The organism is Actinotalea caeni (assembly GCF_009733795.1).
GTDB lineage: Bacteria > Actinomycetota > Actinomycetes > Actinomycetales > Beutenbergiaceae > Pseudactinotalea > Pseudactinotalea caeni.
On sequence record NZ_WNXX01000005.1, the window covers coordinates 186,129 to 206,184 of the forward strand.

General features: G+C 74.8%; 21 protein-coding genes, 1 tRNA gene and 1 riboswitch. Of the genes, 7 read left to right on the top strand and 15 right to left on the bottom strand.

The features are described 5' to 3' along the window. Positions 1–57: 57 nt before the first annotated feature. Positions 58–516: a hypothetical protein gene (locus GPA02_RS06585; RefSeq protein ID WP_156199115.1), complete on the top strand. Its 459-nt coding sequence runs from the start codon at positions 58–60 to the stop codon at positions 514–516. An 18-nt stretch (positions 517–534) separates the two neighbouring features. On the opposite strand, the gene GPA02_RS06590 is transcribed toward GPA02_RS06585, so the two are convergent. Then, complete coding sequence (locus GPA02_RS06590; protein ID WP_156199116.1) at positions 535–1,698, bottom strand: Gfo/Idh/MocA family protein; 1,164 nt, start codon at positions 1,696–1,698, stop codon at positions 535–537. Between the two features lie 115 nt (positions 1,699–1,813). On the opposite strand from GPA02_RS06590, the gene GPA02_RS06595 reads away from it, so the two are divergent. Then, positions 1,814–2,344, top strand: coding sequence for a YbjQ family protein (locus GPA02_RS06595; protein ID WP_156199117.1), 531 nt, complete (start codon positions 1,814–1,816; stop codon positions 2,342–2,344). A 13-nt stretch (positions 2,345–2,357) separates the two neighbouring features. Here the strand turns inward: GPA02_RS06595 and GPA02_RS06600 are convergent, their stop codons facing one another. From GPA02_RS06600 to GPA02_RS06620, 5 genes are all read right to left on the bottom strand, one after another. Beyond that, on the bottom strand, positions 2,358–3,038 hold the full coding sequence (locus tag GPA02_RS06600) for a response regulator (protein ID WP_156199118.1): 681 nt from the start codon (positions 3,036–3,038) through the stop codon (positions 2,358–2,360). A gap of 219 nt (positions 3,039–3,257) precedes the next feature. After that, a complete protein-coding gene (locus GPA02_RS06605) occupies positions 3,258–4,121 on the bottom strand; it encodes a sensor histidine kinase (protein WP_156199119.1) in 864 nt (287 codons plus the stop codon). Further along, positions 4,118–4,897 carry an ABC transporter permease gene (locus tag GPA02_RS06610; RefSeq protein WP_162457717.1) on the bottom strand — a complete coding sequence of 260 codons (780 nt, stop codon included), beginning with the start codon at positions 4,895–4,897 and terminating at the stop codon, positions 4,118–4,120. Before GPA02_RS06610 ends, GPA02_RS06605 begins: the two co-directional genes overlap by 4 nt. Beyond that, complete coding sequence (locus GPA02_RS06615; protein WP_240133923.1) at positions 4,894–5,856, bottom strand: ABC transporter ATP-binding protein; 963 nt, start codon at positions 5,854–5,856, stop codon at positions 4,894–4,896. Before GPA02_RS06615 ends, GPA02_RS06610 begins: the two co-directional genes overlap by 4 nt. A gap of 379 nt (positions 5,857–6,235) precedes the next feature. Beyond that, on the bottom strand, positions 6,236–6,562 hold the full coding sequence (locus GPA02_RS06620; protein WP_240133924.1) for a MerR family transcriptional regulator: 327 nt from the start codon (positions 6,560–6,562) through the stop codon (positions 6,236–6,238). 95 nt (positions 6,563–6,657) lie between these two features. On the opposite strand from GPA02_RS06620, the gene GPA02_RS06625 reads away from it, so the two are divergent. Together GPA02_RS06625 and GPA02_RS06630 are read left to right on the top strand one after the other, a co-directional pair. Beyond that, positions 6,658–7,575 carry an NAD(P)-dependent oxidoreductase gene (locus GPA02_RS06625; protein WP_156199121.1) on the top strand — a complete coding sequence of 306 codons (918 nt, stop codon included), beginning with the start codon at positions 6,658–6,660 and terminating at the stop codon, positions 7,573–7,575. A 220-nt stretch (positions 7,576–7,795) separates the two neighbouring features. Then, positions 7,796–8,254 carry an SRPBCC family protein gene (locus GPA02_RS06630; RefSeq protein ID WP_156199122.1) on the top strand — a complete coding sequence of 153 codons (459 nt, stop codon included), beginning with the start codon at positions 7,796–7,798 and terminating at the stop codon, positions 8,252–8,254. Between the two features lie 64 nt (positions 8,255–8,318). Here GPA02_RS06630 and GPA02_RS06635 read toward each other — a convergent pair. The 8 genes from GPA02_RS06635 to GPA02_RS06665 all read right to left on the bottom strand — a co-directional run bounded on the left by GPA02_RS06635 (position 8,319) and on the right by GPA02_RS06665 (position 14,263). Further along, a tRNA-Ala gene (locus GPA02_RS06635) sits at positions 8,319–8,391 on the bottom strand. 120 nt (positions 8,392–8,511) lie between these two features. After that, the gene (locus GPA02_RS06640) at positions 8,512–9,132 is read right to left on the bottom strand and encodes a histidine phosphatase family protein (protein ID WP_193567839.1); all 621 of its coding nucleotides are present in this window, start codon (positions 9,130–9,132) and stop codon (positions 8,512–8,514) included. After that, positions 9,129–9,551: a ribosome silencing factor gene (gene rsfS, locus GPA02_RS06645; RefSeq protein WP_156199123.1), complete on the bottom strand. Its 423-nt coding sequence runs from the start codon at positions 9,549–9,551 to the stop codon at positions 9,129–9,131. The genes GPA02_RS06640 and rsfS overlap by 4 nt, the downstream gene beginning before the upstream one ends. Positions 9,552–9,567: 16 nt before the next feature. Further along, a complete protein-coding gene (locus GPA02_RS06650) occupies positions 9,568–10,920 on the bottom strand; it encodes a hypothetical protein (protein ID WP_156199124.1) in 1,353 nt (450 codons plus the stop codon). Continuing rightward, on the bottom strand, positions 10,917–11,579 hold the full coding sequence (gene nadD, locus GPA02_RS06655) for a nicotinate-nucleotide adenylyltransferase (RefSeq protein WP_156199125.1): 663 nt from the start codon (positions 11,577–11,579) through the stop codon (positions 10,917–10,919). The genes GPA02_RS06650 and nadD overlap by 4 nt, the downstream gene beginning before the upstream one ends. Positions 11,580–11,618: 39 nt before the next feature. Then, entirely contained in the window at positions 11,619–11,780 is a 162-nt protein-coding gene (locus tag GPA02_RS18925) for a hypothetical protein (protein ID WP_170296833.1), read from the bottom strand. A gap of 65 nt (positions 11,781–11,845) precedes the next feature. After that, on the bottom strand, positions 11,846–13,171 hold the full coding sequence (locus GPA02_RS06660) for a glutamate-5-semialdehyde dehydrogenase (protein WP_156199126.1): 1,326 nt from the start codon (positions 13,169–13,171) through the stop codon (positions 11,846–11,848). A gap of 75 nt (positions 13,172–13,246) precedes the next feature. Next, a complete protein-coding gene (locus GPA02_RS06665; RefSeq protein WP_156199127.1) occupies positions 13,247–14,263 on the bottom strand; it encodes an LLM class oxidoreductase in 1,017 nt (338 codons plus the stop codon). A 319-nt stretch (positions 14,264–14,582) separates the two neighbouring features. Beyond that, positions 14,583–14,696: riboswitch (SAM riboswitch) on the bottom strand. A 347-nt stretch (positions 14,697–15,043) separates the two neighbouring features. Here GPA02_RS06665 and GPA02_RS06670 point away from each other — a divergent pair. Then, positions 15,044–16,594 (top strand): HNH endonuclease signature motif containing protein, encoded by a 1,551-nt coding sequence (locus GPA02_RS06670; RefSeq protein WP_156199128.1) that lies wholly within the window; start codon positions 15,044–15,046, stop codon positions 16,592–16,594. Positions 16,595–16,830: 236 nt separating this feature from the next. Here the strand turns inward: GPA02_RS06670 and GPA02_RS19440 are convergent, their stop codons facing one another. Continuing rightward, complete coding sequence (locus GPA02_RS19440; protein ID WP_156199129.1) at positions 16,831–18,657, bottom strand: hypothetical protein; 1,827 nt, start codon at positions 18,655–18,657, stop codon at positions 16,831–16,833. Positions 18,658–18,757: 100 nt separating this feature from the next. On the opposite strand from GPA02_RS19440, the gene GPA02_RS06680 reads away from it, so the two are divergent. Next, positions 18,758–19,258, top strand: a complete 501-nt coding sequence (locus GPA02_RS06680) for an RNA polymerase sigma factor (protein WP_156199130.1) — start codon at positions 18,758–18,760, stop codon at positions 19,256–19,258. After that, positions 19,251–20,054, top strand: a complete 804-nt coding sequence (locus GPA02_RS06685; RefSeq protein WP_156199131.1) for a hypothetical protein — start codon at positions 19,251–19,253, stop codon at positions 20,052–20,054. Before GPA02_RS06680 ends, GPA02_RS06685 begins: the two co-directional genes overlap by 8 nt. Positions 20,055–20,056: the final 2 nt, after the last annotated feature.

Here is a 20,056-nt window from a genome sequence, read left to right on the forward strand (position 1 = left end):
CGTCCTTCGGGAGGCGATCGCCGCACGCGGGTGACGCCCCTGCGGCACAGTGGTCGGATGGACCGTGCCGACGAGCTGCCGCTGCCCGACCACACCGCGCCCGAGGGCGTGCCCGACGCGATCGTCGACGCCGTCGGCAAGGTGACGGAGGCGCTGGAGACGTGCGAGCGGGCCCGCGGCCACCTGTACTCGTTCCACCAGCTGACCGGCAGCGCGGACATCGAGCTGGGCGAGGCCGCCCGGATGCTGCGCGAGGCCGGCCGTGACGACGTCGCCGAGCGGATCGAGCGCGACCTGATCGGCCGCAACGTCATCGCCGGCCGCTGGACGTTCCAGATCGTCGAGGACTACGACGACGGCTACTGGAGCCTGTTCCGCCAGGTCGAGCGCGAGGTCCGCGAGCAGCTGGTCGGCGGCCGCCGCCACATCTTCGAGGCCCGCATGAAGCAGGACGAGCGCACCGAGGGCGAGCCGGGCCACGAGGCGACGCCCGGCCACCTCGGCGAGGAGACCTGAGCGGTCGGCGCCTGGGTCTCAGACCCGCTCGGGGAACTGCCCCTCGGCGCGGATGCGGGCGTTGAGCTCGCGCAGGTAGGTCTCGTCCTCGCCGTCGACGGCGACCTCGCGACCGAGCCACGCCGACAGGTGCGCGGCGTTGGCGAGCTTGACGCCGTTGATGCCGTCGGACCCGGGCGCGATGAGCGGCTCGCCGGTGCGGATGTTCGCGGCGAAGTTGCGCAGCACCTCCACGTGCTGCCCGCCCCACTGGGACGCGAACTCCAGCGTCTCGGTGCTGCTCTCGTAGAGCTGCTCGCCGCCGGTGACGACGCTGAACACCTGCTCCAGCGGCACCGAGGCCGAGATCTCCTGCTCGGTCCGGTCGAGTCGCGTGACCGTGGCGCGCGCGGAGCCGTCGACGACGATCTTGCCCTTGTCGCCCAGGATCTCGAAGCGGTCGGTGCCGACGATGTCGTGGGTGGCGGTGATGAAGGTGCCGGTGACGCCGTCGCCGTAGTCGGCGAGGATCGTCGCCTCGTCCTCGACGGCGATGTCGCGGCGGAAGCCGAAGCCGAGCTTCGCCGTCACGGTCGTCGGCATCCCGCAGATCCACTGCCACAGGTCGAGCTGGTGGGGCGACTGGTTGACCAGCACGCCGCCGCCCTCGCCGCCCCAGGTCGCGCGCCAGGCGCTCTGCTCGTAGTAGACCTGCGGCCGGTACCAGGTGGTGATCAGCCAGCTGGAGCGGCGGATCGCCCCGATCTCGCCGGCGTCGACGATCTCCTTGATGCGCCTGTAGAGCGGGTTCGTCCGCTGGTTGAACATGATCGCGTAGGTGAGCTCCGGGTGCGCGGCCGCGACCTCGTTGAGCTCACGGACCTGCGCCGCGTAGACGCCCGCGGGCTTCTCGACGAGCGCGTGCACGCCCGACTCCAGCGCGGCGATCGCCATCTCGGGGTGCAGGTAGTGCGGCACGGTCGTCACGATCGCGTCGACCTCGCCCGAGGCGAGCATCGCCCGGTAGTCGTCGTGGACGGGCACGCCGAGGTCGCGCGCCGCCTCGCGCCGCTGCGGGTCGATGTCGCAGACCGCCCCGAGGACCATGCCCTCGACGTCGCCCGCCTGGATGCGGCTCGCGTAGCTGCCGCCCTGCACACCGAACCCGATGATCCCGAGTCGTACCGGTCCCTGCTCCGTCATGTCTGACCTCCCGCGGTCAGGCTAGGGGGACGACGCGAGTCCCCCGCAGCCGTTGCCAGACCTTGCTGCGGCGCGTCCCTGCGGCACCGGGCGGGCGGGTGCAAGGATGTCGCCCATGATCGTCGTGACCACCAACGAGGTCCCCGGATACCGCATCGACGCCGTGCTCGGCGAGGTGATGGGGATGACCGTCCGCAGCGCCAACATCGGCCAGAACTTCGTCGCGAGCTTCCGGGCGGTCGGGGGCGGCGAGGTCAAGGAGTACACCCAGCTCGTCTACGCCTCCCGCGAGGAGGTGATGGCGCGGATGGTGGGGCAGGCGCAGCAGCGCGGCGCGAACGCCGTCATCGGCATGCGGTTCGACACCGGCGACATCGCGCAGGCCTTCAGCGAGGTCTGCGCCTACGGCACCGCCGTCGTCGTCAGCCCGCTCGGCGAGGGCGAGGAGGGCGCGACCAAGCAGTCGATCGAGCAGGCGCGCCAGCCGCAGCAGCCGCCCGCGCCGCAGCCCCAGCAGGGCTTCGGCGGTCAGGCGTCGTTCCCGCAGCAGCAGCCGCCGCCGGCCGCCGGGTACGGTGCGCAGCCGTTCCCGCCGCAGCAGCCGCCGACCGGCTACGGCCAGCAGCCGGGGTACCCGCAGCAGTAGGTCGCGCCCGCGCTCAGGCGTGCGGGCGCGGGTCGCCCGGCCGCACCATCCCGTGGTCGAACGCGAAGATGACGGCGGCCGCCCGGTCGCGCAGGTGCAGCTTGGTGAAGATGTGCCCGACGTGCGTCGTCACGGTGCCCTCGCCGAGCACCAGCGTGGCCGCGATCTCGGCGTTGGACAGCCCTGCTCCGACGAGCGCCAGCACCTCCTTCTCGCGGGGCGTCAGCCGGTCGACCTGCTCTCCTGGGGAGGCCGGCGGCACGCCTGCGCGGTAGCCGTCGAGCACGCGTGCGGTCACCGCCGGGTCGAGCCAGGCGCCGCCGTCGGCCAGGGTGCGCACGGCGCGCTGCAGCTCCTCGGCCGGGGCACCCTTGAGCAGGAACCCGGCCGCGCCGGCCCGCAGCGACCCGGCGAGCGCGTGGTCGTCGTCGAAGGTGGTGAGCACCAGCACGGGTGGGGCGCCCGGGCGCTCGGCGAGCGCGCGCGTGGCCGCGACGCCGTCGATGCCGGGCATCCGGACGTCCATCACGACGACGTCCGGCGCGGTCCGCTCGACCGCCGCGACGACGTCGGCGCCCGACGCCAGCTCGTCCACGACCGTGAAGCCGTAGCGCTCGCGCAGGATCCCGCGCACCCCTGTCCGGACCACCTCCTGGTCGTCGACGACGAGCACGCGCACCGGGTCCGCGCTCACGCGGGCACCACGGCCTCGACGCGCCAGCCGCCGTCGTCGGGTCCTGCCGTGAGCCGGCCGCCCTGCGCCTGCACGCGCGCCCCATCGCCACCAGCCCGGTGCCGGTGCCGGGCGCGTCGGAGCGCTGCGCCGCGTTGCGGACGACGACCCGCGCACGCCCGTGCGCGACCTCGACCTCGACGCGCACGGGCCCGCCGTCTCCGTGCCGCACCGCGTTGGTCAAGGACTCCTGCACCACCCGGTAGAGGGCGACGCGGCGCGCGGGCGGCAGGTCGGCGAGCTCGCCGCCCCGCACCCGCAGGTCCACCGGTGCGCCCGCGAGCCGGTAGGTCGCCACGAGCGAGGGCATGTCGGCGCCGGCGGCCGGGGTGTGTCGCCGTCCTCCGCACGCAGGGTCGCGACGGCGTCGCGCACGTCCTCGAGGCTGCCGCGCGCCGCACGCTCGGCCTCGGCGAGCGAGGCACCGACGGCGGCCGGGTCGTCCTCGAGGGCGAGCCGCGCGCTGCCCAGGTGCAGCAGCGTGACGGTCAGGCCGTGGCCGACGAGGTCGTGCATCTCGCGGGCGATCCGGTGCCGCTCGTCGGTGCGCGCCCACTCGGCGAGCTCGGCCTGGGCCGAGCGGAGCTCGTCGACGAGCTGCCGCTGGCGGCGCGCGAAGGCGCACGCCCCGGCCATGAACGCCGTGCCGACGGCCCAGGTGACCCACCCCGGCGCCGGCCCGAGCAGCAGCAGCTGTGCGACCAGCGTCGCCGCGACCAGGGCGACGACGCCCCCGACGACCGCCGGGCCGGACGTGAGGGCGACCCATCCGACGGCGACCAGCAGCCCGAACCAGCCCACGTTCCGTGGGTCGCCCGCGCACGCCACGATCGTCGCCGCCGCCGGCGCCAGCAGGGTCGCGAGCAGTCGCCAGCCCACCAGCCGATGTCGTGACGCGAGCGCACCGCCCGTCGCCGCGACGACGACGAGCGCCGCCGACGCCAGGACCGCCCGGGACGCCGTCGTCGCCCCGACCCAGGTGAGCAGGGCGAGTGCCGCCGGCGGCAGCGGCCACGGCACCCGGGGCGCGGACGGCTCGCTCACAGTCGGGTGCGTCGCACCGCGAGGACGAGCGCCACCACGGCCAGACCGGTCACGAGCAGCAGCGGCTCGGTGCCCGGCCCCAGCCCGAGCCACGGGTCCCGGATCGCGCGGTTCACGAGCGCGAGCGGGAGGTGCTCGACGACGGTGCGCAGCCCCGGCGGCATGATGAACGTCGGCGGCCCGCCGACGCCGAGCAGCAGCGACGGCACGTAGAGCAGCAGGCCCACCGCCTGCGCCGCGCGCGCCGAGGGCAGCAGCGTGCCGAGCAGCACCCCGATGCTGACGAAGGCGAGCGAGCCCGCCAGCAGCGCCACCGCGACGGGGAGCGGCGCACGGACGGCGGGGACGCCGTAGACCGGGGCCGCCACCACCAGCAGCACCGCGACGCCCGCCGCGATGCCGGCGAGCCCGAGGCCGATCTCGGCGACCGCGAACGACCACCGCGGGAACCCGGCCGCGGCGAAGCGGCGCAGCACGCCGCGCTCCCGGTAGGAGGCGACGTGCACGGGCAGCATGACCAGCCCGGTGGCACCGATCATCACCGTGACGTAGGACGCGATGTACCAGTGCGACGGGTTGATCGGGAAGCCGTGCGCGGGCTCGCTGCCGAACGCCCCACCGACGACGAGCATCGCGACGACCGGGAACGCGAGCGTGAAGCCCAGCGTGAACGGGTCCCGACCGACCAGACGCAGCTCCTCCGCGAGCAGCCGCCGGGTCACCGAGCGCACCGAGCGGCGACGACGCCCGGTCGGGCGCAGGGTCGCGGCGGTCACAACGCCTCCTCCTCGTCGTTGTCGTCGAGCAGCCTGAGCATGGCCGCCTCGAGATCGGGCAGGACGACGTCGAGGTCGTGCGGGACCGGGGCGGGCCGCGCGGTGAGCCATGCGCCGACGTGGGCGATGACGGCACGGTTGCCTCGCACGGTCACGGTGCGCCCGGAGCTGCTGAGCGCGCGGACCTCCGGCAACCGGTTGAGCTCCTGGAGCGCCGCGGCGGTGGTCGCGTCGTCGGCGGGCGGCAGGCTGAACCGCACCACGGCCTCTCCCGCGTGCCGCGCCACCAGCTCGGTGGGCGTGCCCTGGTCGACGACCCGACCCGACCGCATGACGAGGACGCGGTCGCAGAGCGCCTCGGCCTCGGTGACCTCGTGGGTGACGAGCAGCACGGTGACCCCGGTTCGACGCAGCCGGTCGACCGCACGCCAGACGTCGCGTCGCGCGGCCGGGTCGAGCCCCTGCGTCAGCTCGTCGAGGATCACCAGCCGCGGGCGGTTGAGCAGCGCGAGCACGAGGAACAGCCGTTGCCGCTCGCCACCGCTGAGCGACCCGAACGCGGCACGCCTGCGGTGGGCGATGCCGAACTGCTCCAGCAGCTTGGCGGGGTCGGCGGTGCGGGTGCCCGCGAACAGCTCGATCGCCTCCTGCACGCGCATCCGGTCGGGCAGGCCGGACTCCTGCAGCTGGCTGCCGACCTGCTCGCGCACCTTCTGGGCGTGGCGCCGCGGGTCGAGCCCGAGCACCTCGATGCTGCCCGCGTCGGGTCGGCGCAGGCCCTGCAGGCACTCGACGGCCGTCGTCTTCCCTGCGCCGTTCGCGCCGAGGATGCCGACCACCTCACCGGCGTGCACGTCGAGATCGAGGCCGTCGACGACGCGCCGGCCGCCGTAGGACTTCGTCAGGCCACGGACGGTGACGACCGGGTCGCCCATGAGGGAAGCGGTGGTGGGGCTCATGCGTCCCAGGGAACCCGGCGCCGGTGCGGGCACGCATCCGCTCAGCGGGAGATCCGTGCCTCCCCCCGGGGCAGGAGGTCGTGCGGTGACGTCGGCGTGCACAGGCGCCTCTTCCTCGCATCTCGAACATTCATGTACGAGATACGGTAGACGCCGTCACGCGAGCGCACAAGGCTCGCAGGCCTCGCGTTCGTCCGGGTCGCCCGTCGCACCGCACCCGGCGGCGCCACGCGAGCACGTGCACCGTGCGCACCACCCGATCACGACGGCGGCCCAGCAGGTCACGAGCATCATGCCGCCGGCGGTGTCGAGGTCCGGCGCCCGGACCGTGCCCCGGGCGAGGAGCATCGCCGCGGTGATGCCTGGGTGTGGCGGCGGGCTAGGCGGGGACGCCCGCCGCGGCGATGATCGACGCGAGAGCGGTCCGCGCCGACTCCAGCTCGGCGATGCGGGCGCCGATGCGGGCCTCCTCCTGCGCCAGCGCGTCGACCAGCTCGTCGCACTCCGGCACCAGCGCGTCGCCGTCGTCGCGCACGCACGGCAGCACCTCGCGGGCCATCTCGGTACCGATCCCGGCCGCGAGCAGGTACCGGATGCGCCGCACCTGCTCGACGGCGTCCTCGTCATAGCTGCGGTAGCCGTTCGGCAGCCGCCGGGGCGTCAGCAGGCCCTGCTCCTCGTAGTAGCGCAGGGTCCTGGTGCTCACGCCGGCCCGTCGCGCCAGCTCCCCGATCCTCATCCGCTCCCCCGGTCCGGGCTTGACCTTCACGTCGACGTCAACCTCTACGGTACCCCGGCGTGATGACGACGACCAGGCTCCCCGAGACCCCGGACCCCGGCGCCGTGACCGTCGTCGGGCTCGGTCCGATGGGCCGCACGCTCGCAGGTGCGCTGCTGCGCGCCGGGCACGACGTCACCGTCTGGAACCGCACGCTGGGCAAGGCGGCCGAGCTCGTGACGGCCGGCGCCCGCCTCGCCGACTCCCCCGCTGCCGCGCTGACCGCCGCACCGACGACGATCGCCTGCCTGGTCGACGACGACGCCGTCACCGCGGTCGTCCACCAGGCCGCCCAGCAGGCGGACCTGCGCGGCCGCACGCTGGTCAACCTCACCGCGGACAGCCCGGCGCGCACACGGGTGCTCGCGCGCGACCTCGCGACGCTCGGCGTCGACCTCGTGGACGGCGCCATCATGACGCCGGCGGCGGCGATCGGCACCGACGCGACCCGCATCCTGTACGCCGGCCCCCGGCCCGCCTACGAGGCGCGGCGCGACCTGCTGGCAGCGTTCGGCGGCGAGGCGTTCCACGTCGGCGAGGACGTCGCGGCCGCGGCGAGCCACGACGTCGCCCTCCTCACGCTGTTCTGGAGCGCGATCGCAGGTCTCGCGCAGGCGCTCGCGCTCACGCGCGCCGAGGACCTCGACGTCACCGCGCTGACGCCGCACGCCGTCGCGATGAGCCGGCTGGTCACCGACCTGCTGCCCGGTCTGGTCGCGGACGTGGCCGCGGGCCGCTGGTCCGGCGCCGAGAGCGCGAGCCTGGACTCGCTCGCCGCGAGCCTCGACCACCTGCGCACCGCCCACGCCGGCGCCGGGGTGTCGACCGAACTGCTCGACGCGCTCGCGGCGGCCGTGGGGCGCGCGATCGCCGCCGGGCACGGCGGCGACGCCCCGATCCGGCTGGTGGAGACGTTGGCGGACGGTGCCCACCGGCGCTGACCGGCGCGCTGTCGACGAGCTCGACGGACTGCGTCGCAGCTGTGCGGCGAACCCGTGGCCGTGGAGGCAGCGGCTGAGGTGGCGGAGCTCACCACGTTGCTCACGGCGTCGTCACTGCATCACAGCGCGAGGAGCGGGTACCGGGAGGCACCGGAGCCCCCCGGGACGCTCACGCGCGCGCACCCGCTGCGCACGGGCGCCACGTACCGAAGGAGTGACGATGAGCCAGGTTCAGAAGTCGATCGACGTCGACGTGCCGGTGTCCACCGCCTACAACCAGTGGACCCAGTTCGAGACCTTCCCGCAGTTCATGAGCGGCGTCGAGTCGGTCACGCAGATCGACGACACCCACCTGCACTGGGTCACCGACATCGCCGGTGTGGAGCGCGAGTTCGACGCCGAGATCACCGAGCAGCACCCGGACGAGCGTGTCGCGTGGCACAGTATCGGCGGCGACACCACGCACGCCGGGGTCGTCACGTTCCACCGTCTCGACTACACCACGAGCCGCGTGATGGTGCAGATCGACTGGCAGCCGTCCAGCCTGGTCGAGAAGGTCGGCTCGGCCATCAACGTCGACGACCGTCAGGTCGAGCGCGACCTGCAGCGGTTCAAGGAGCTCGTCGAGGCCGCGGGCCACGAGACCGGCGCCTGGCGCGGGGACGTCGAAGCACCCTGACCGTCGGCGGTCGGAGATGCCAGAAGGACCAGGGCGTGAAGCGTGCCCTGGTCCTTCTGTCTTGTGGAGCTAAGGGGATTCGAACCCCTGACCTCTTCCATGCCATGGAAGCGCGCTACCAACTGCGCCATAGCCCCGCGTTGCCGTGCGGCTCGAACGAGTGTAGACGATCCGGGCGGTCTCTCCCAACTCGGGCGCGTCGTGATCTGCGCCGCACCGCACGCCCGGCCCGGGCGCCGCCGCTGCCGGCCCCGACGTCAACCCGTGGCGCCCACGTTGTGCTGCGCCAGACGCCACGCGGGTCGCCCCGAGCGGGCGGCGTGCAGCACCGACCAGTGGCAGTTCCCGACGCCCGTGACGCCGTTCCACTCGCCCGCGTCCAGCCCCAGCAGCGCGCTGATCCCGGCGCCGATCGCGGCGCCGTGCGTGACGACGACGAGGGTGTCCTCCTCGTCGAGCGCCGCCGCGTGCTCGACGACGGCCGCGGCCACCCGAGCGCCGACGTCACCGCGCGGCTCGAGCCCGACGCCGTCGGGCTGGCCGTTGCCGTTCCACACCCGGAACTCCTCGGGCCAGCCCGCCTCGATCTGCTCGCGGTCCAGCCCCTCCCAGACGCCGAACGACCGTTCGCGCAGCCGCGTGTCGAGCACCGCGGTCAGGCCGGTCAGGTCGACGAGCGCCTGCGCCGTGCGGGCGGCGCGCACCAGGTCGGAGGACACGATCGCCGTCGGGCGGGAGCGCACGAGCACCTCGGCGGCGCGGGCGGCCTGCTCGACCCCGGTCGGGTCGAGCTCGACGTCCGACTGGCCTTGCAGCCGCCGCACCCGGTTCCACTCGGTCTGGCCGTGACGCCAGAGCAGCACCGTGCCGGCGGTCACCCGCGGTCGGCCCAGGTCTCGCCCTCGTCACCGGGCTCGTCCGGCCCGGCCGCCGTCACGACGTCCTCCGGCATCTCGACGGCGGGGCAGTCCTTCCAGAGCCGCTCGAGCGCGTAGAACTCGCGGTCCTCGTCGTGCTGCACGTGGACGACGATGTCGCCGTAGTCGAGCAGCACCCAGCGCGACTCCGCCACACCCTCCTTGCGGAGGGCCTTGACGCCCTCGTCGTGCATCGCCTCGTCGACGGCGTCGACGATCGCGCGCACCTGTCGCTCGCTGGCGCCGGAGGTCACGACGAACACGTCGGTGAGGACCAGCCGTTCGGACACGTCCAACGCGATGACCTGCCTGGCCTTCTTGTCGGCGGCGGCTCGGCCGGCGCGCACGGCCAGCTCGACGGATCTGGGGTCGGCCGTCACGCGGCTCCTCCTCGGCTCACGTCCACCATCCAACCAGAGCGGTGCCGACCGCCGCGGCAGCACCGGCGTCGCCCTCGCCCATCATCAGCCGCCACACCAGAGCACCGAGCACCAGACCGATCACCACGAGCACGAGGATCATCAGGGCGGTGAGCCAGCGCGGCGTGCGGTGCTCGTCGCGGTCGTCCTCGCCAGGGACGGCGCCGATCACCTCGGTGAAGCTGGGGTCATCGGCCCGGGACTCGGCGGGCGCCGTCGCGGGCGTGGGCGCGGCCGGGCGCTGCCCCTCGACCGCGCGCAGCGGCGCCGCGGGCGTGGGCGGCGGCAGCTCGGCCCAGCTGGGTGTCGCCGCGAACGGCTCGGGCTCCTCGGTGGTGCCCTCGATCACCTCGTCGAGCGACGCCGGCGGCTCCGTCGCCGGCACGTTCTCGGCGGCGAGCCTGCGCGAGCGACGAGTCGTCGGGAGCGGGCCGGGGTCGGCGACGATCGTCGGCACGACACGCGCCGGCGCGGCCGGCTTGACCGGCTCGGCGGACCCCGCCGGCTCAGCCGGTTCGGCGGGCGCCGGCGTTGCGTCGTCCGGCGTCTCCGGGGCGATCGCGCGCAGCGCGGCGTCCGTGACGTCGACCGACGCGCGGTCCGCAGGCGCCCAGGCGCTCTGGGGCTGGGTGCGCTGGACCGGCAGCAGCCCGGTCCCGTCCTGCGCGAGCCCACGCACACCCGCGGCCCCGGCAGGCGGGCGGACGACCGGGCGGCGCACCGGTGCAGGAGGCGACGACGGCGGGCCGGCCGTCGGCGCTGGCGGCGCGGCCGGTCCCGCCGGCGGGCGCGCTGCCGACGTTGCGGACGGCGCGGAGGCCGCCGACGCGGATGACGGGGCCGACGTACCGGAGGCGCCGGAGGGCGTCGGACCAGTCGGAGCCGACGGCGCCGCGCTCGGCGCGGGGCGCGAGGTCGGCTCGGCCGCCGACGATGCGGACGCCGCGGACGGCGCGGAGCCGCCGGTCGCGCCCGAGCCGGCGCTCGACGGCGTCGCACCGGTCCCTGACGCCGAGGGCTCGCCACGCGCGGCGGCCTCCTGCTGCTCGCGCAGCGCGCGCAGCTGGCGGCGGGTCAGGCCGATGTGGCCGGTCGCGGGCTGGTCGAGCGGGTCGGGGGCGGGCCGCGGCGTCGGCTCCGGCCGTTCGACGACCCGCATCTCACCGGTGGAGTCGACCTGGAGCGCACCCGACTGCAGCGCGGCCTCGCGTGCCCGCAGCTCGCGGCGCGTCAGGGGACGGTCGGTCGCACCCGCGGCCTCGCGCGCGGCCCGCTCGGCCTCGCGGCGGCGGCGGCGCTCGCCGATCGCGCTCTGCTGCTCCTCGCTCATGCCGCTCCCCCGCGCGCGCCCGTCAGCGGCGCTCGACCGCCGACCGTGAAGGTCGAGGGGTCGCGGTACAGGCCGTGCTTGCCGATGTACTGCACGACGCCGTCCGGCACGAGGTACCAGACCGGCTTGTCGGCGACGACGCGCGCCCGGCAGTCGGTCGAGGAGATCGCCATGGCGGGGATCTCCAGCAGCGAGTACTCCCCCGGCGGCAGCTCGGCCGTGTCCATGTCGTGGCCGGGCCGGGTGACGCCCACGAAGTGGGCGAGCTGCCACAGCTCGTCGGCGTCCTTCCACTGCAGGATCTGGCTGAGTGCGTCGGCGCCGGTGATGAAGAACAGCTCGGCGTCGGGGTGCTGCCGGCGCAGGTCGCGCAGCGTGTCGATCGTGTAGGTGACGCCCGGGCGGTCGATGTCGACGCGGGAGACGGAGAACCGCGGGTTGGACGCCGTCGCGATCACCGCCATGAGGTAGCGGTGCTCGGCGACCGTCACCTGCTGGTCCGCCTTGAAGGGCTGCTCACCGGTCGGGACGAACAGCACCTCGTCGAGCTCGAAGACGTCGGCGACCTCGCTGGCCGCCACGAGGTGCCCGTGGTGGATGGGGTCGAACGTGCCGCCCATGATCCCGATGCGGGCGGGCGAGGACGAGGCAGCGATCATCGAGCGGCCACCCCGTGGGAGCTGGGGTGAGTCGCCATGTCAGCGGTCGCGGTAACGGGTTCCGACGTTCCGGAAGGCGAACGTGACGACCAGGAGCGCGAGCAGCACGACGATCGCGATGATGCCATAACCGATCGGCATCAGCTCACCGGCCTGCTCGGGGCCGTGCTCGCTGGCGAGGACCACCAGGGAACTCCTCATCGGCGTCTACCTCTCTCTGTGCTCGGGACCCCCGCCATTCTGGCACGCCCCAGCAGGCCTGGCGCTCAGGCGCGGACGTGCCCGTCGCCCTCGACGACCCACGTGGACGTCGTCAGCTCGGCGAGGCCCATCGGGCCGCGCGCGTGCAGCTTCTGCGTCGAGATCCCGATCTCGGCGCCGAGACCGAGCTGGCCGCCGTCGGTGAACCGCGTGGAGGCGTTCACCATGATCGCGGCGGAGTCCAGCTCGGTGGTGAAGCGTCGCACGGCGGTGGTGTCGCGCGTGAGGATCGCCTCGGTGTGGCCGGAGCTGTAGGTGCGGATGTGCTCGAGCGCCTCGTCGAGGTCCGCCACCACGCGCACCGCGATGTCGAGCGAGAGGTACTCGGTGTACCAGTCGTCCTCGGTCGCGGGCACGACGGACGCACCCGCGGGCGCGTAGGCCGCGCTGGCCTCGTCGGCGTGCAGGGTGACACCGGCGTCGGCGAGTGCCGACAGCACCGGCGGCATCACGGTGGCCGCGGCGTCGGCGTGCACGAGCAGCGTCTCGGCCGCGTTGCACACGCCGGTGCGCTGCGTCTTGGCGTTGAGCACGATCGCGACCGCCTGCTCGACGTCGGCGCTCGCGTCGACGTAGACGTGGCAGTTGCCGACACCGGTCTCGATGACCGGCACGGTCGAGGTGCGCACGACGGTCTGGATGAGGTCGGCGCCGCCGCGCGGCACGAGCACGTCGACGAGCCCGCGCGCCTGCATGAGCGCGCGAGCGCCCGCGCGGCCGTGCGCGTCGATCGACTGCACGAGGTCGCGGGGCAGCCCCACGCCGTCGAGCGCGTCCTGGAGCACCGCGACGATCGCGGTGTTGGACTCCAGGGCGGCCGAGCCGCCCCGCAGCACGACGGCGTTGCCCGACTTGAGCGCGAGGCCGGCGGCGTCGACCGTCACGTTGGGGCGGGCCTCGTAGATCATGCCGACGACACCCATCGGCACCCGCACCTGGCGCACCGTGAGCCCGTTGGGCAGCCGCTCGCCGCGGATCACCTCGCCGACGGGGTCGGGCAGGGCCGCGAGCTCGCGCAGCGCGTCGGCGATCGCGTGGATGCGGCCGGCGCCGAGCCGGAGCCGGTCGACCAGCGCGGGCGACATGCCCGCGGCGCTCTCCCGCTCGCAGTCGATCGCGTTGGCCCGCACGATCTCGGCCTGGTGCGCGACGAGCGCGTCGGCCATGGCGTGCAGCGCGCGGTCCTTGGTGGCACGCGTCGCAGTCGCCAGCGGGCGTGCCGCGACCTTCGCCGCGCGCGCCACCGCGTGCACGGCCGCCACCACGTCCGCCTCGGAGGCGCCGTGCGACGCCTCCGCCCCGGACACCTGGGACACCTCCGCTGCCGTCATGCCTCGCTCCTGTCAGGACCGCTACGACCGACCTCCGATGCTACCGCCGTGGCCGCTGCTCCCCCCCGGGGCCGCTCAGACGGCGGCGGGGACGCGGTGGTCGGCGCCGCGCCGGGCGCGGACCGGGCGGGCGGTGCGCGGGGCAGGAGCCGCCGTGGCCGGGGCGCCGCGCAGGCCGCGGGCCTCGAGCTCGGGCACCAGCTCGGTGACGACCGCGAGCACGTCGGTGGGCACCGACGCCGGGATGACGGTGAAGCCGTCCGCCGCACCGGCGGCGACCCACTCCTGCCAGAGGTCGGCGAGACCCTCGGCGGTGCCGACGAACGAGAGCAGGTCGGTCTGCTGCGGGACGCCGTCGTTCTCCTCGTCGAGCAGCGCGATCAGCTCGGCGCGCGCGCGGGCGCCCTCGTCGTCGGCGCCGATCACGGCGCGGACGTCGACGAGCACCTTGACGTCCTGCGGGTCGCGGCCCCAGTCACGGGCGGCCTGGTGGATGGCGGCGCGGGCGGCGACGGCCTCCTCCAGGGTGGCGACACGGATGCGGGCGATGTCGGCGCGGGCGGCCGCCAGCTCGAGGTCGAGCGGGCGGCGCACGTCGACGACGACCTGCGGCGGGCGGCCGTTGGCGTCGCTGCCGGTGCGGCGGCTGATCCGCGGCGCGGACAGCGCGGTGACGACGTCGTCGACGGCGCGGGCGGACAGTCCGCGGCTGCCGCCCTCGACCTGCCAGGCCGCGCGGGCCTGGGTGGCCTTGTGCACGCTCGCGACGGCGCTGGCCACGTGGCCGGCGTCGGTGATGCCGAGCGGCACCGAGACCGCGATGGTGAGCGTCTTGGTGTGGCGGCCGAGCCGGCTGGCGGCGAGGGCGCCGTCGAGCCAGTCGTCGCGGCGGCGGCCGCTGCCGAGACGGAACCGGGCGTCAAGGGCGAGGACGTCGACCCCGCCCTTGTCGGCGAGCGACGCGAGGCCGGCGAGCCGACCCATGATGAACGCCTCCGCCTCGCTGTCGCCCTGGCCGGCCCAGCTGCGGGGAGCGCCGGTGCCGGAGAGGTCGAGGCCGAGGAGGGAGACGGGGACACGCTGAGAAGCCATGAGGTTTGCCTTCGGTGAGCAAGGAAGTAGGGACCAGCTCGGCGGTCGCTCACCGCGCCCTTGTCGTGTCACTCGACGACGTCGGGAGCGCTACCTGCCGAGGTCGGCAACCGAAGGGGTCGCGCGACGGCGTGGATCACGCCGTCGGCAGCCCGAGGGTGCCTGCTGTGTGCCCGGTCTGAACTCCGGTGTTCAGGCCATCGTGCACAGACACATGCACATGCAGCAGGTGCCGGTGGTCGTACGCGTCGAGCGACCGAATCCGGGGACCTGGGCCTGCGCCATGTCTGTGCTTCCTTCTCTCCTGCGCCTGCTGGCGACGGTGCGCTTGTCCGCACCTGGCGGTGCGGACCTGGTCGTCACCCGGGGCACCCCACCGCATCTGGAGGGTTGCCGGTCAGCGAGCCGGGGCTTGACGCTGACACTCAAGACCTGGGACGAAGGTACGTCGCCCGGCCGCGGGGTGTCAACCAGCGGGACCGGATCTCATCGCGCGGACGGAACGTCTCGGGAATCGCGAGAGTGTGCGGGTGTCCGGTTCGGGGTGGGCCGGTTCGGGGCGGGCGCGGGATCGGGGCGCTTGGCGGCGGTCGAGTGCGGCGACGGCGTCAGGGTGCACGCCCCGTACCCGCGTCCGTCTCGGCAGCCGCGCCGGACCCAGCGCACCGGTGGAGACGGGGTGTCCACCACATCGGACCCGGCGCACCCGTGAAGACAGGTTTGTCCACAGGTTCGTCGTGGGTGTGGTGCGATGTCGGTGGTCGCACGTATGTTCGATGCATGACGACGACGGTGCCACCTCTCCCCCGGGTCTCCGGGGTGGATGCCCGGTGCGCGCTGTCGACCGCGCGGGCGGCGCGGCTGGCCGCTGACGCCGCGGAGGTGCAGGTGCTGCGCTCGGTGCTGGCGTGGGCGCTGGCCAACCCGCCGCTGGTGGCCGAGGACGCCGCGGTCGAGCACGTGGTCGCGGGCGCGGGGGCGAGGCCTACCCAGGTGCCGCTTTCGGCGCAGGGCGTGCCGCAGGTGGACCGGGCCGCGGTGGCCGAGCTCGGGCTCGCGCTGGGCTGCTCGACCCAGGCCGCGCAGGGCCTGGTCGCCGACACCCTGGAGATCGCCTACCGGCTGCCCGGCCTGTGGGTGCGGGTGGAGGCCGGCGAGGTCGCGGTGTGGCGAGCCCGCCGCGTCGCCCAAGCCACCCGGGCGCTACCGAACGCCGCGGTCGGGTTCGTGGACCGGCAGGTCACCCCGGCCGCGCACCACCTCGGTGCCGCGCAGCTGGAACGACTGGTCGAGACCGCCCTGGCGAGGGTCGACCCGACGACGGCGCACCGGTTGGCCGAGGAACGCCGCGAGACCCGGCGCGTCGATGTCGACCTGGACAGCACCAGCCTGTCCGGCCTCACCCCCGTCACTGGCCGCATCGACCTCCCGGACGCCCTCGACCTGGAAGCCGCCCTCGCCCACGCCGCCGAACAGCTCGCCGCCTGGGGCTCCGCCGACAGCATCGACGTTCGCCGCGCCCGGGCGCTGGGTGACCTCGCCCGCGCACACCTGGCCTGGCACGGCGAGCAGACACCACCGATGCCCATCGGGACCACCACCCTCGCCCACCGTGGGGAGCCGACCCAGCCCGCTGGGTCGAGTGCTGATAGCGCCGACGCCGCAGGTGAGGGTGGTCCCCGGTGGCGGGTGCCACCGCGACGGCAGGTCGTGCTCTACGTGCACCTGGACCGGTCCGCGCTCGACCCGACCAACGCCTGCGACAGCGGCGGGCTTGCGGTGGGGCGGGTGGAGAACACCGGCACCCCGGTCACCGCCGACACCATCCGCGACTGGTGCGGCGAGGGCGCCACCCGCCTCTCGGTCCGCCCCGTGCTCGACCTCGACCAACCACAACGAGCCGACACCTACCAGGTCCCCGACCGGATCCGCGAACAGGTCCGGCTACGCGACGGCACCTGCGTCTTCCCCGGCTGCCACGCACCCGGGCTGCGCTGCCAGCACGACCACATCGACCCCTACGACCACGACCACCCCGACACCGGCGGACAGACCCAGAGCACCAACCTGGCCCTGCTCTGCCAACGCCACCACACCCTCAAGACCCACCACGGCTTCACCTACACCCTCCTGGCCTCCGGCACCGTCCTGTGGCGCACACCCCACGGCCTGCGCATCCACCGCCACCCCGACGGCACCACCCACATCGACGGCCTACCTGCGCCCGCGGACCTCGACCGTGCCACCGCCGACCCGCCAGCCACCGCTGAGGTCCTGCGCACGCTCGGAGAGTCTCCCCCGGGCGAGGTCTGCGACCCACCCGAACCCTGACCACCCCGCCCCGCACCCCGACACCACGGAGTCGGGGTCGCAGGCATGTGCTCTGCCGGATCAGCGCGGCGCCTCATCTCGCCGAGGCCGACCCCGCTGCGCGAGGACCGGTAGGGGACACGCGACCGACCGGATCGCGCACCCGCGCCGCCCACCCCCGGCAAGACAGACGCCGCACTCCCCGCCCGCGGGCACACCCGCCCAGCACCCCCGACGGGGCGCAGTCCCTCCGACCCTCAGCTCCAGTCCGGCAGGTAGGCGCGGGTGGCCTCGTCGAGCGCGACGGCGTAGGTCCAGTCCAGCCGGCGGGTGGCGCCCCAGGCGTGCCACCCCGAGCGGGGCGAGTGCGCGAGGAGGTGCACGCCGTCGGGCACCCACGGCATCGTGATCGGCGCGAAGAACGGCACCGGCGCCACCGTCTGGCAGAACTGCACCCAGCGCCGCCGCAGCGACGTCAGCGGCCACGGCCCCAGCACCACCAGCACCCGCTGGTGGCCGATGCGGTTCGCGATCAGGTCCAGCTCCCAGCCGTACCCCGGCCGGATCTCGCCCGGCGTCGCCGACAGCACCACCGCCCGCGCCGTCTCCGCGTACCGCGTCACGTGCTGCTGCCACTCGTCGTTGCTGAAGCTCGCCCGCGCCGCACCGATCGGCGGCAGCGACGAGCCCGGCGGCGCGATCGCGATCACCGGCCCGGTCGCCGACAGCTGCCGCACCATCACCTCCTCGAACCGCACCCGCCGCATCATCGACAGCGCCGACACCAGCCCGCGCCGCCGCAGGTGCGCCGTCAGCGTCAGCCGGTCCTCGTCGAAGCTGCGCAGGTACAGGTAGTGCGGCCGGTCGTCCTGCGCCAGGGCGTCGTCCAGCGACGCCGTCCGCAGCCGCTGCCCCAGTGCGTCCACCGCGGCCGCCCCCACCAGCAGCGGCAGCGCCGCCAGCACCGACACCAGCGCGGCGTCCGACCCCATCGACCGCAGCAGCGGCCGCAGCCCGGCCAGCAGCGGCAGGTCCATCCGCTCCAGGTCCCCACCGGTCAAGGACGGCCACCCCGGGAACATCCCGGCGTAGGCGAACAGCAGCACATGCACGAGCAGCACCAGCACCGCCAGCGCCACGGCCAGCACCGACAGCGTCGTCCCCAGCGCCGCCTCGGCCCCCAGACCCGTCACCGACCGCCGCCCGCGCTCCACCGGGTGCGGTCGCAGGAACGTCCACCGACCCACCAGCACCAGGATCAGCGGCAGCAGCGCCAGCACCAGCGCTCCCCCGGCGAGGCTCGGGTCCCTCGTCGTCACCGCCGTGAGCCCGATGAACACCAGCCCCGCGACCACCCACCACAGCAGCCGCCGCACCCGGCGCCGCCACCGCGCCCGCGACACCACCGGCGTCACGTCGTGGTAGCGGTCCGCGCTCGAGGAGCTCGCGAACCGCGGCCGCGCGAGCGCCCGCGCCAGTCGCACCGGCGCCACGACGATCGCGATGATCACCACCGGTACCACGAGCGACAGCCCGATCGACTCGACCGTGAACCCCGGTGTGTTCACCCCGGCGGCCCCGCCCGGCAGCGCCGCGATCGCGGCCTCCGCCACCGGCTCGCCGGCCGACACGCATGCGTCGCGCCCCGCGCCCCCGCACGTCGTCGTCAGCACCGCCAGCTGCACCTCGGCGCCCTGCTCGGCGATCCACGCCCGGACGACGCGACCGCCGTCCCACAGCACCAGCTCGTCGTGCTCGGAGGCCCCCGGCACGACGTCGCCCGCCACGGCCAGCCACTCCCACATGCCCGACGCCGGGTCGCGGTCCTCGCACGGGACGACGTACAGCGTCAGCCCCTGCTCCCCCGCCTCCCACGCCCACTCCGACGCCGTCCCGCACTCCGGCGCCGGGTCGGTCGTCGGGTCCTCGCGCGAGGAGACCAGCACCCACTCCCCGCCCAGGTCGAACGGCGGGTCACCGGCCTCGGCCGCCGCCGGAGCGCCGAGCACGACCGCCGCCACGAGCAGGAGCCACGACACGGCGAGGCCGCGTCGCCACCACGACCCGACCTGCACGCGACCCACGCCCGCAGCGTAGGGGAGCACGCGCACCCGCCACCGTGCAACCGCACGGCCGCGCCGTGCGTAGACACGTCGATAGCCTGCCTCGGACCGAGGAGAGCCCGTGGACGCCACCGAGTTCGACGACCTGTACGCCAGGTCGTTCCGGCCGCTGGTGCGCCAGCTCTACGCCGTCACCGGCGACGCGGAGGAAGCCCGCGACTGCGTGCAGGAAGCCTTCGTGCGCGCCTGGTCCCGCCGGCACTCCATCCGCGTCGACGAGCAGCCGGAGGCCTGGGTCCGCACGACCGCCTACCGCCTCGCCGTCAGCCGCTGGCGGCGCGTGCTGCGCGGCCGCCGCGCACCCGACCGAGCGCTCTCCCCCGCCGCCGTCACCGCCCCGGTCGACGAGACCCGTGTGGCACTCGTCGCCGCCCTGCGGCAGCTTCCCCACGCCCAGCGCGAGGCCCTCGTGCTGCACCACCTCGCCGACCTCCCGGTCGCGGCCGTCGCCACCCAGACCGGCGTGCCCGAAGGAACCGTCAAGGCCCGGCTGTCACGAGGGCGGGCCGCCCTCGCCCTGCTGCTGTCCGACACCGTCGTGGAAGGGGCTCACCGTGCGTGACCCGATCGACCTCCTCACCACCCTCGAGGCCCCCGAGCACGAGCCGCTGCCCGCCGCCGAGCTGCGCCGCCGCGGCGACCAGCGACGCCGCCGCCGCACCGCCGGCGTCGGGGTCGCCGCCGCGCTGCTGCTCGCCGCGGCCGTCACCGTCCCGAACCTGCTCGCCGACCCGGTGGTCCCCGCCGGCACTCCGACCAGCGACCCGACCACCGCACCGACGCCGACCGCCGACCCCACCACCCCGGACGGCACCGACGACCAGCCCGACCCGGCCGCCACCCCGATCCCCACCGACTTCCCGCTGGCTCGTCACCTGCCCACGGGTCCGGACTACCAGCAGGTCGACCCGGCCGAGGCGGCCGGTATCGAAGTGTGCGGCCACGTGCTCTGGCCGGCCGCGGCGGCACAGTCGCGTGCCGCGATGGTGGTCGGGCCCGAGCACACTGAGCTGCGCTGGCTCGGCGTCCTCGCCGACGCAGACCAGGCAGTCGCGCTCCTCGCCGACACCCGCGCCGCGCTCGCCGGATGCGCCACGACCGGCACCGGCGACGCCCTCGCCGTCGTCCCTCTCACGGGCGGCACCGGCTACGACGAGGTCACCGTCGCACTCGTCCAGGCCGACGGCTCGCTCGGCGGCGAGGTCGTCCAGCTGATCCGCGTCGGCAGCGCCGTGCTGCTCTCGGTCTCCGGCGGCGAGCTGACCGCGGAGAGCGCCCAGGGCACCGCCGACCTGCTCACCGCGCAGAGCGCCGACCTGGCCGCCGCGATGTGCGTCTTCACCGCCGCCGGCTGCTGACC

Bases quoted from the DNA above. Each gene is read 5' to 3' on its own strand.
- GPA02_RS18925 (WP_170296833.1), bottom strand. From the start codon at position 11,780: ATGAGGAGTTCCCTGGTGGTCCTCGCCAGCGAGCACGGCCCCGAGCAG.
- GPA02_RS06585 (WP_156199115.1), top strand. From the start codon at position 58: ATGGACCGTGCCGACGAGCTGCCGCTGCCCGACCACACCGCGCCCGAG.
- GPA02_RS06595 (WP_156199117.1), top strand. From the start codon at position 1,814: ATGATCGTCGTGACCACCAACGAGGTCCCCGGATACCGCATCGACGCC.
- GPA02_RS06630 (WP_156199122.1), top strand. From the start codon at position 7,796: ATGAGCCAGGTTCAGAAGTCGATCGACGTCGACGTGCCGGTGTCCACC.
- GPA02_RS06665 (WP_156199127.1), bottom strand. From the start codon at position 14,263: ATGGCTTCTCAGCGTGTCCCCGTCTCCCTCCTCGGCCTCGACCTCTCC.
- GPA02_RS06615 (WP_240133923.1), bottom strand. From the start codon at position 5,856: ATGAGCCCCACCACCGCTTCCCTCATGGGCGACCCGGTCGTCACCGTC.
- nadD (WP_156199125.1), bottom strand. From the start codon at position 11,579: ATGATCGCTGCCTCGTCCTCGCCCGCCCGCATCGGGATCATGGGCGGC.
- GPA02_RS06590 (WP_156199116.1), bottom strand. From the start codon at position 1,698: ATGACGGAGCAGGGACCGGTACGACTCGGGATCATCGGGTTCGGTGTG.
- GPA02_RS06625 (WP_156199121.1), top strand. From the start codon at position 6,658: ATGACGACGACCAGGCTCCCCGAGACCCCGGACCCCGGCGCCGTGACC.
- GPA02_RS06660 (WP_156199126.1), bottom strand. From the start codon at position 13,171: ATGACGGCAGCGGAGGTGTCCCAGGTGTCCGGGGCGGAGGCGTCGCAC.
- GPA02_RS06650 (WP_156199124.1), bottom strand. From the start codon at position 10,920: ATGAGCGAGGAGCAGCAGAGCGCGATCGGCGAGCGCCGCCGCCGCCGC.
- GPA02_RS06670 (WP_156199128.1), top strand. From the start codon at position 15,044: ATGACGACGACGGTGCCACCTCTCCCCCGGGTCTCCGGGGTGGATGCC.